This is a genomic window from Massilia sp. Root351 (genome assembly GCF_001425045.1).
Lineage (GTDB): Bacteria > Pseudomonadota > Gammaproteobacteria > Burkholderiales > Burkholderiaceae_D > Rugamonas.
The window spans coordinates 19630-29613 of the sequence record NZ_LMDJ01000013.1; the positions used below are offsets into that span (position 1 = coordinate 19630).

The 9984-nt window shown below is 62.9% G+C and carries 6 protein-coding genes; all 6 read right to left on the reverse strand.

Annotation, left to right across the window (positions count from 1 at the left end; translation table 11 throughout):
• Positions 1-105: 105 nt before the first annotated feature.
• Entirely contained in the window at positions 106-1566 is a 1461-nt protein-coding gene (locus tag ASD15_RS16780) for a hypothetical protein (RefSeq protein WP_157200981.1), read from the reverse strand.
• Positions 1550-4849: a DEAD/DEAH box helicase gene (locus tag ASD15_RS16785; protein ID WP_082551891.1), complete on the reverse strand. Its 3300-nt coding sequence runs from the start codon at positions 4847-4849 to the stop codon at positions 1550-1552. The genes ASD15_RS16780 and ASD15_RS16785 overlap by 17 nt, the downstream gene beginning before the upstream one ends.
• Before the next feature lie 7 nt (positions 4850-4856).
• Positions 4857-6272, reverse strand: coding sequence for a lipopolysaccharide kinase InaA family protein (locus ASD15_RS16790; protein ID WP_162249908.1), 1416 nt, complete (start codon positions 6270-6272; stop codon positions 4857-4859).
• A gap of 2 nt (positions 6273-6274) precedes the next feature.
• Complete coding sequence (locus ASD15_RS16795; protein ID WP_057156145.1) at positions 6275-6967, reverse strand: PP2C family serine/threonine-protein phosphatase; 693 nt, start codon at positions 6965-6967, stop codon at positions 6275-6277.
• Positions 6967-7665: a VWA domain-containing protein gene (locus tag ASD15_RS16800; protein WP_200953979.1), complete on the reverse strand. Its 699-nt coding sequence runs from the start codon at positions 7663-7665 to the stop codon at positions 6967-6969. Before ASD15_RS16800 ends, ASD15_RS16795 begins: the two co-directional genes overlap by 1 nt.
• Positions 7666-7989: 324 nt before the next feature.
• The gene (locus tag ASD15_RS16805) at positions 7990-9516 is read right to left on the reverse strand and encodes an RNA repair transcriptional activator RtcR family protein (RefSeq protein WP_057156150.1); all 1527 of its coding nucleotides are present in this window, start codon (positions 9514-9516) and stop codon (positions 7990-7992) included.
• Positions 9517-9984: the final 468 nt, after the last annotated feature.

A 9984-nucleotide genomic window follows, 5' to 3' on the forward strand; every position in this document is an offset into this window, starting at 1 on the left:
GTGTTCGCCACTGCCGGCATGAGTCCGCTAAGCAGGGTATGCGGGCGCTGCGTCGTGGCCGCAGGTTGCGGAATACTATTTTTACGGTTGCTTTTTCCCATGATCTCAATACCAGGTTTGGAACAAGGCCATCCATTCGATGGCAAATCGGCTGCGGTCCTGCGCGTCGGCCAGCGTCACCTTGACGCCCGACGCATGGCCGCTTGCCACGTTGCGGAAATCCGCCAGCGGCGCGAGGCGATCCAGCTGCAGACTGGCAGCCGGCACGCTGTGAAGGGGGTGGTCGGGGTGGACCGCAGCACAGAACACGGCGCCTGCCAGCAAGGCCTTAAACGATCCACTCTGGCTGTTGATCGCCCCGGCGATCATGCGCGGCTGTTGGCCAGCCAGTTGTTCCACCAGTTGCGGCGACACTGCGGCCAGCCGAAGACTGTTAAATTCCTGCCTGGCCTGGTCGCGCCGCCACTGCGTCTTCGGCCAAGCCGAAGTGTCGCAGCTCCAGCGCACCAGCATCCACTTGAGCACGGCCTCAATCAGGTTGTAGGACTCGCCGGCTAGCAGACCCACGTCTTCGTTATTGACGCGCGACTGGGTTTGCACTTTCGCGCGCTGGCGCAGCAGCCGCATGAGGTGTTCAGACACCAGTGGTTGGCTCATGACGAAGGGGTAGTCGCTCCAGGCCGCCAACTGCGCGCTTCCCTCGACCTGGCGCAGCCATTCCTCGGCGGACAACTCGGTATCCTGCGCGCCGGTCAGGCGCTGCATGCGCTGCACCAAGCCTCGATTCGACGGTGCCAGTACCAATAGGGGCTTGCGCAACCAAGCCGCCGCCTTGCGCAGACGGAACGGATCGCTGACCAACCACGGCTGCGGTTCGGACTCGTCCCGGTACAGCTCGCACCACAGATAGACCGGGGTGGGCTGGGAGTCGATCGCCTCGATCGCCTGGAAATCAACGCCACCTTCCAGCTGGCCACGCCGGGCAGCGCTCGCAATGTCCTTCCGGTAGGCGCGATAGGCCTCAGTCAGGGCGCCGACCTCGAGCACGGGGCGAGCAATGGCCGGCGACAAGACAAACGGACGGTCAATCCAGCCGCGTTCGCGGTCGAGCAGGAAGGCTGGGCGTCCCCGTGCGTCAAACGCATGCGGCCGAACCTCCGGCATGCTGGTGACGAAGCGAGGAAACCAAGCGCCGGACACAGCATCCTGAAATGCATAACCAAGAGTCAGGTCGAGCCGGAGGTCCTCGGCGTCGTCGAGCAGGCGTTCGCCGTCCGGCGACACCTTCATGCGCTCATCGACCCAGCCATTGGGCTGCAACTGAGTCGCGATGATGTAGCGCACCAGTTCTGGGTCGAGGGAGAGCAGCCCGGACAACTGCATCACATCGCGTTCACCGGCACGCAACAGCCCGAGTATGGCTTCCTGGAACAGGTTGGCGCCCAGGCGTTGCTGTTCGGAAGGAAACAGGACCTTCCAGGCATAGGCCGGCCACAGCAGTCCCTGCCGCCCCTCTTGGCGCGACTTGTTTTCGAAGTATACATAACGGTCAGCGAACAATGCCACGCCCTCCTTTGCATAGTGCCAGAAATGCCGCCAGTGCCGGCACCATTTCGTCGGCCTCTACGCCGCCGGCCAGCGCGCAGTCGCCAACGGCCACCAGCAGACTGCGCTGCCGACTCATGGCGACGTTCATGCGATTACTCAGCCGCAGATGACCGTATTTGGCGTTCGCGGCCTTCGCGCGCGCAACTGCATCCCCCGGGCCCGGCAGGGCCAAGGCACTAGTGTTAACTACCGACAACAACACTACGTCGAACTCCTTTCCCTGGAATGCGTCGACCGTCCCAATTCGTAGCCTTTCATCGCCGCTGGCGGTCAGACCGTCCCATGGCGCGCGAGCTTGCCAGCGGCCGCTGTCTGCGTCGCGCTCGGTGATATTCAACTGCATCAATTCCTCGAAAATCAAGTCGCGTTGCGCACTGTAGAACGTGATGACACCAATCGACAGGTGCGGACCGCCGTGCTCGAGCAAGCGTTTGACCTCGCTTGCAACAGCCAACGCTTCCGGCGCGCGCAAGCGACTGCCATTGCTCCGGTCCTGCGGCCCCCGGCTGACGGGAACGTCGATCCAACCGCAAACCTTGCCTTTGTAGCCGGGAATATCGGCCAGGAAAGCGTCTTCGGCGCGTCCCGGCTTCAGAGCCGGAAGCCCCTCCTTCTCGTAGAACTGTTCGCTAACCAGTTGGCCGAGCAAGGGGTGCATGCGGAACTGGGTATCGAGCATGACCACCCGGTTGAAGCTATCCTTCTCGCTTCGCTGTTTCAGCTGGCGCCATAAGCGCTCAAACAGGCTGTCCGCGAAACCCTGCCGCTCGGCGCTGTCCAGATCGTGTTGCTGCGCAACTTCGTCTTCCACCTCTGGCTCCAGCAAATGCGGCAACTGGCGATGATCGCCGACCAGGATCACCCGGGTGCCGGCCATCGACATTGGGATGAACAGGTCAAGCGGATTGGCACGTGCAGCCTCGTCGATAATGACGGTGTCAAACACGATCCCGGCATCGCCAATACCGGCAAGCGACTTCAGGCTCGCCATCTCGACACCGGCGGCCTGCTGGCAGGTGGCGCCCACCACCATCGCATAGGTGCGGACGGTTTCCCGTGTGCGAGACGGGTGGTTGACGAACGCATCGCGGTAGCGCGCCAGCACGCCACTCACGCCCAGGCGCGAGGTTTTCAGCCTGTCGGCCAATGCCTCTTCGATAGCACCGATCAGATGCTGGCCAGCTACGTCCAGCCGGTGCCTAAGCAGTGCCGGACGATCGTCGGCACGCAGCAGATCGATCAGGCGTTCGCGCAGGGCGACCACACCTTCCGCCTCGGCCTCGTCCAGCGCCGTCTTTTCTTGCAGTTGGCCCAGCAGGTACAAGTCTCCGATATCCACCGCGACGCCGCAGGCGAGCAGCGCGGCATGCGCTTGGGCGGCGCGTGCCGCGCCATCATCGGCAAAGCCGATCAGCGTATGGCGCAGCGCGCGCACGCGCTTAAGGGCCTGCACGCGCAATCTGGCACCGCCGGACGGTCGCACACTGGCGCCGTTAGGTATCTGGGCCAGATAGGCGCGCATTTCGTCCTGCAACCTGCGAGGCAGACGAATTCCGTGCGTCGTCTGCAACTGCTCGAGGGTATCGGCGACGGCGCGCATCAGCGCGGCGCGTTCCGCCACGTCGAGTTGGCCATGGCGCAGAGTCGCTAATTTGAGGTGCACCGTGTTCAGCAGTGCAGCGTGCGGCTCGTCGGCCTCGCGCAGCACCAGCGCGCGTTCGAGTTCATGGTGCTGTTGCAGGCACCACTGCCGCACCGCGTCGGCGCCTTCGTTCTTGCGGCTCGACCCGATCTTAACGGCGGGTAGGTTGAACACCCGGGTCCGGTCGAGGGCATTCTCGACCGCGTCATGCTGGAAGCTGGTGATCAGAACCTGGTGCTGGGCTCCGCCTTCACCACCGATCTCTGCCAGCCTGCGACTCAACGCCGCAATCACCTGGGTCTTGCCGGTTCCAGGAGGCCCGATAATCAGCGCAACGTCCGGCGTTTCGAGGGCGGCGCGGATGGCCGCCTCTTGGTTCGGGGTCGCGGCGCCGTGCTTAAAGCAGGCACGCGCCGAGGCCGACAGCGGCGCATGCCTGGTAATGCGCGACACAGGTACACCGACGCCCTGCAGGATATATCGCAGCCTGAGCGAACGGGCCTGGGTATTGATGTTCTGCAGCGCTTTCTGGCGGCGCTCCTGGACGGTCTTGTCTCCGGTGAGCGACAGGTACAGGAAGCCCTCCGGCGGCGGCAAGTACGTCGATTCGATCAGCACCGAGCCGCGCTCGAAACGCGGACGTCCGCGGAAGCGACGCCGGCTTTCGGTGCCACTCAGGTCTTGGTATCGCGCCGAATGCCAGTCGGGACGGTGGGCGTGCGCCTCCAGTGCAAGCGCGCCATCAGATTCCAGGGCCAGCCAGGCCTTTCTGAAATCCGCCAGATCGTCGGCATCGACCATGAACCGGACCAGTCCGCCCTCGTCAGACGCCTCCTCGCAGCTGCGGTAGGCGAGCACCCCCAACGCACCGGCCTGGCGCAGGGAACGTTGCCATTCGACGTCGCTGTACTTCTTCCACAAGTCGATGTAGTCACCGTGGGTCTGGAGCGCCTGACGCAGTAGTGCCTGCTGCCCTTCGCTCATAAGCTGGCTAGTGACCGACACGTCGGCGAATCCGATCGCGCCCTCGACCAAGGTCCACGCTTCCGGCCGGTGTGGCGAACGTATCAGCCGCCTGACCAGCACCCGCCCCTCTGCCGAGCGCTGCAAGTCGGCGCGCCACAGGTTGCCGACCACCTGCCACTCACCTGGCTCGCCGGAATCGAAGCGCACGGCAGCCAAGCGCTGCGGACTACCCTCGACCAGCAAGGCGCTCCGGCACCAGGCGAGTGCTAGCGCCAGGTCGCCACGCGCGATCACGCCATCGCGCGCCAGTTGCCCGGCGATGTGCTCGTCGATGCACAGCTCGAGCGGCGCATCGAGGTAGATCGAATCCATGGGTTCCGCGCACTGCAAGTAGACGTTCTCGCCGCGCACGCTGCGCAGCAGCCACGGCAGCTCCCTGCGCTCTAGGCGCGCGGCCAAGCCGGGCGAACGCAGCTCGACCATCACTGCACCATCATTCTGCGCCAGCCAGGCCCCGCTGTCGTCGCGCCAGAACCGAACCTCAGTGTTTAACTCCCAGTTGGCCAACGCGCCAGCCTTAGTCGCAACCACGAACATATCGGGATGAAGAAGTGGAAACTCTGCCAGTTTCATCGCATGCTCACCAGATGAAGCGCCAGACCGAATGGGTACGGGTCGGGTCGCCGAGGTGGATCGAAGCGGTGGCTCTCGCCTGCCACTCGCGCTTGAATAGGAAAGGCTTGTCGAGCGCCTTGAGCGGGCCGCCGTTCGATTTTGCCACGTGCAGGCCTAGGGTAGACAGGGGCGTCAGGTGCAGACCCTGTTCGTCGAACCTCAGCCGACACCTCGCAGGACTGGAGGCGTAGGTCGAGGTCCCGACCGGAGACGAGCGCAACACCACCTCATAGCCATGTTGCAACAGCAACAGGTCGGGCGTGGCCAGCCATTGATCGTGTTCGCTGGCGCCTTCTCCCAGCTCGGTCATAGGTGCGAAGACGACATGGCGCAGCCGCAGGTGACGCGCTGCGGGGATGACGGTATCGCAGAATGGACAGCAGGCGCGTGGGTTGTAGATGAAGCTGCTGCCGCAGCCATCCTCGGGCTCACACTGCGCCAGCATGGCGGCGGCGGCTTCGAACCCTTCAGCCCATTCGGCCATCGAGGGCCGCGCACCCGGTTCTTCCCGGCCGGCATTGAAGCATTGCTCGAACAGGGTCCGCAGACGCAGACTGAGCAACTCGGTGCGCGGCAAGCCGCCGCTGCATGCATTGGCATGCTCCCGGGGATGGTCGATCCAGGGCAGCTCGCCGCGCAGCGCCTGCTCTTCAAGCTCGGCGACCCCGTCCTCCACCAGGTCACCCTTAAACGGGTGGATTAAGGTTAGCAGCTGAAAAGCGAGGATGCCGAAGCTCCAGGAATCGGTCAGGCTGTTGATACCTGACATGCCGCGCAAGATTTCCGGCGCCCCGAACTGGCGGGTCCAAATCATGCGACCGCCCGTGCGGCTCGACACGCTGATGTTATCACTGTCGATGAGCCAGACTTCGTCGTGGTCGACCGAACGGGAGACAAATACGTTGGCCGGCGAGAGGTCGCCGTAGGCGAGCCCGCGTCCATGCAGCTCGGCGAGGATGCGGGCCAGCTTTGCCAGCAATCGCACGCGCCGGGCGACGCCGCCGCTGGCCCGATAGCTGTCCAGGCCCTCGCCCTCCTGCAGCGCCTGGGCCGCTTGCTCCAGCATGCGACCGAGCGGCTCCATGCCGTCCATCAGTTCCATCACGTAGCCGGGATTGTGCCGGTTGTCGATCAGGGCGACCGGCACCGCGATTTGCAAACCGGTGAGCGGCTGGCGCGCGACCCAAGAAACGTGGTGAAACCAGGATTGTACGCGGGCGTCGGCCAGGCCGACCTTGCTCAACTTGAGGAGCACGCCCGGATCGCGGGTGCGGAACACCACCCCTTGGCCGCCCTCACCTAAGCGTTCGATCAATTCGTGCTCGATGCCGTTGGTGTCAAGCACAACACGCTTGCTTGGATTCTTTTGTGGCTTATTCATCGCTATCGTCGGTAAATCACTGCAATCGTCTTGTCGTCGGCCTGACCGGGCGTTGGCCACGCCTCGAGCTGCCAGCGGAGCCAATTCCGCGCGCGTCTGCGGCTGCGTGCCGCGCATTCGCGACGCAGCATCCGCAGGAAGTCGTCGGTACGGCTCGGTTCTAGGTCATCAGCCAGGCCATCAGTCATCAGTAAAAGGGCGTCGCCAGGCGCGCTCAGGCGCAGCCGCGCGACATGCCAGCTGGCCCAGGAACGGCTGATGCCGAGCGCCTCGGTCTGGTTGGAGAAACCAGTGCGTGCAGGGGACAGGATGCCGAAGCGGCCGCCGGCCCGGTAGGCCAACACACCATCGCCGAGCTGGGCCACAAGGGTATCGCCGTCCGGTCGGCACGCCGCTAACAGCAGCGTGCACGGCGCCCGCGATGGAGCTATAGGCAGCGCCTGCAGCCAGTGCCGGTAAAGCTGGCCAATCAGGCCCCTGGGATTGTCCCACGACGCGGCTGGGCGCAGCACTTGACGTACCGACAGGCACGCCAGCCGGCTCCCGAGATGGCTAAATGGACGCGAGCCGAGTCCGTCGCTAACTGCCGCCAGCTGACCATGGCGCCAGCCCCACAGGCCCAGTGCATCTTGATTGCACTCGCCGCTTTCGGTGTGGGCCGGTCCGCGTATCGAAGCGCCTGCCGCGAGCAGCATCAGAAATCCAGGTCCAGCGCCTCGTCATCAGGTGCCTCGCCCAGCAATAGCCCGGTCGGCTGGTCGGGATTGGCGCTAACTGTCCGCGTCGCCACGCTCATCGTGACCGCTTGGAAGAAGCGGTGAATGTCGCGCGCCTGATGCGCCCGGAATACCGGGGCTTCGCGGTCGTTGGCAAACCTCGCCAGGACTTGTCCGTCGGCTTCGTCTCCGATCACCATCGCCATGCGGGTCGCCTTTGAGGCCCGCTCGGACTTCTCGAGGGCCGCCAGGGCGGGTTCCCACTCGTCGGTCGGCAGGCCGTCAGATACCAGTACCAGCACCGGCCGATAAGAACGTGATGGAATGCGCTCCTGGTCTTCCAGCAGAGCGGTGACCAGCGCTAATGCCTGCCCGAGCGGCGTGGCGCCTGCCGCTTGGATGGCTGGTAGATTCTGAATCTGGTGTGCCGGCGTCAGCGGTTCATACAGCTCGGCCTGGCGGCCGCCGAAGGTGATCAATCCTACTTGAATCTCAGCCCGTACTCGCGCTTCGCTGGCGAAGGTTTTGACCATGTCCGCCAGTGCGTGGTTGAGCGCTTCGATCTTGCCGTTTTCGCTCATGCTGCCACTGGCGTCGGCCAGTACAATGACTGGCAGCGGACGCGGCTTGGCGATGGCAAAGTCCTTCATTCTCTGTTTCGCTGCGGGTTGCTGCATGGATGGTGCTCCTTTGCCTGGTTGGTGGTGGCCGGTGCCAGCGCCGGCTTTCAGTCGTTCGTGTTCGCGGTCCCTTATCACGGTCGCCGCGTGATATCTGCTCAAGTCGTCTTCTGCGTATTTTGCGAATCCCATTTATCCCGCTCCGGTTAATAATCGGCTGGTCTTGCCGCCGCTATTATGTTCAGCAAAGATCGTGCCAATGGAAGCGGGCCGTATTGTCCCACTCAATCAATGGCTTACGAACTCATCAACTGTAGAACGGATTGGTTTGGTGTAAATATTTTTATGTCCACTTAAAATTATTTACTCTCTCGTGAAATTTCACTCGGCGCAGTCGACATCGATGCCAAGGCGCTCCGCCCAGTTGCCGAACGTCTGGTAATGCTGGAATCCTAGCAAGTCGCTAGCACGCTTCTTACGCCAGCCGGACTGGGCCAGCGCGCGCTGGAAGTAATGCCGGGATACTTCGTCGAGCACACCCTGGAGATCGAACCCGGCTGCAAGCGGGCGTTCCAGCACGCCGCCGTCGGGCGGACTCAGTTGCACCAGCGAGCGGGTAACATCGTCCTCGTCGATGGTGGCGCTGTCGGACCAGATCGCGGCACGCAACAGAGTGTGGTAAAGCTCACGGACATTGCCTCGCCAGTGATGCGCGCGCAGGCGTTCGCGCCCGCCCGACGCCAGCTCCTTGGTTTGGGTTTCGGGACGGCCTGCGCCATCGGCATTAATCTTTGCCAGCAGGTAGTCGATCAAGAGGTCAAGGTCACCTTCGCGCTCACGCAGAGGTGGCAGGCGCAGGATACCCACCGCCAGCCGGTGAAACAGATCTTCCCGAAACAGTCCAGCGGCGACATCAGCCGTTAGGTCGCGGTGGGTTGCCGCGACGATGCGCACGTCGACCTTGCACGGCACCGAGGCTCCCAGCGGCGTCACTTCCCGCTGCTGCAACACACGCAAAAGGCGCACCTGGGCGTCGAGCGGAAGATCGCCAATCTCGTCGAGAAACAAGACTCCGCCCTCGGCTTCGCGGAAATGACCAGCGCGCTCGGCCGCTGCCCCCGTGTAGGCCCCTTTCACGTGGCCGAACAGCTCGCTATTCACCATGTCCTTCGGGATTGCCCCACAATTGACCGCGACAAACGGCTTTCCCTTGCGTACGCTAGCGCGATGGATTGCCTCAGCAAACAATTCCTTGCCGGTGCCGGTGTCGCCCAGGATTAGCACCGGCACCTCAAACGCCGCTATCTTACTGGCGAGTCCGATCTGTTCGCGCATGACGCGACTGCCATGGATTATCTTGCCGAACTCGGGCGCTGGCTTCGGCGCGGTTCTGCTAAGCCGATCGATGCGCTCGCTGCCACGCTGCAGGAACTCAGGCAGGAATTCATTGGCCAAGTCGAAGAAGAAGTCGACGCGTTCCAGCCCCTTCTCTTTCGATGTCTGAATCAGCCGCGCCGGAAATCGCGTCTTGGCGAGGATAATCCAGATCGCCGCCATCGCAGGAGTACCTGGGCTAAGGTGGAACGTCAGGTCCACATCATCCTGCGGCAGCGCCAATTGCTTGAGCTGGGCGCTTACCTGGGCGTACACACCGGCATAATCAATTGGGCTGGCTAGGCCGATAGGATACAAGTCCGGAGCGGCACAGCCGGTCGTCCGCTGTAGCCAAGCTGCATAACGCCGGCTGCGCTCAACATCGTAATTAGTCAGCAAGACGATCCGGTCAAACGCCGGCTGGTGCGTGGCGAGCGCCGACGCAACCGGCCCCAGTTCGCCGGCGCGCTTACCCTCCGCAGCCTCGTGATCGGCGGCGCCGACCCAACTGAGCAACCAGGATCGAGAGCTCATGGTGCGGGCTGCGCCGTGCATATCGCGGCAGGATAGCGGTCGGCGAGTCCGGCGATGCATGTGCGCTCGCACCGGTGCGGTAAATCTAGGCCCTTCACGTGCACAGTGATCGCACTAAGTATTCGGCTTGCTGAGTCCATCAGTTCCTAATTTGAAAAGGCTCGGTTGGTTGTTTCTTGCGAAATGACCAAGACAGGCTATGAAATATGGAAATTCCAAAAGGCGACCAATTGGGTTGTAGGGCGAGCAAAAATTGCTATGCAGAATTATAGATGCAACAAGCGCTTAAATTCTCTCCAAATGTCACGGCGATGATGCGGAGATGGCAAGATAGTGTTTGCGCTGCCCTGGAATTGACCCAGCTTAATTGCTAGGGAGCCGCTGAATTATTCCTCAGCGGCTGAATCTGCGGCGATCTGAACCTGAGACAATACGACATTGTCCATCACTGCTCAGCCGATCATGCAA

What these genes read in the sequence shown, in the direction of transcription:
- ASD15_RS16785 (WP_082551891.1), bottom strand. Translation starts at nt 4,849, where the DNA reads ATGAAACTGGCAGAGTTTCCACTTCTTCATCCCGATATGTTCGTGGTT.
- ASD15_RS16790 (WP_162249908.1), bottom strand. Translation starts at nt 6,272, where the DNA reads ATGAATAAGCCACAAAAGAATCCAAGCAAGCGTGTTGTGCTTGACACC.
- ASD15_RS16795 (WP_057156145.1), bottom strand. Translation starts at nt 6,967, where the DNA reads ATGCTGCTCGCGGCAGGCGCTTCGATACGCGGACCGGCCCACACCGAA.
- ASD15_RS16800 (WP_200953979.1), bottom strand. Translation starts at nt 7,665, where the DNA reads ATGCAGCAACCCGCAGCGAAACAGAGAATGAAGGACTTTGCCATCGCC.
- ASD15_RS16805 (WP_057156150.1), bottom strand. Translation starts at nt 9,516, where the DNA reads ATGAGCTCTCGATCCTGGTTGCTCAGTTGGGTCGGCGCCGCCGATCAC.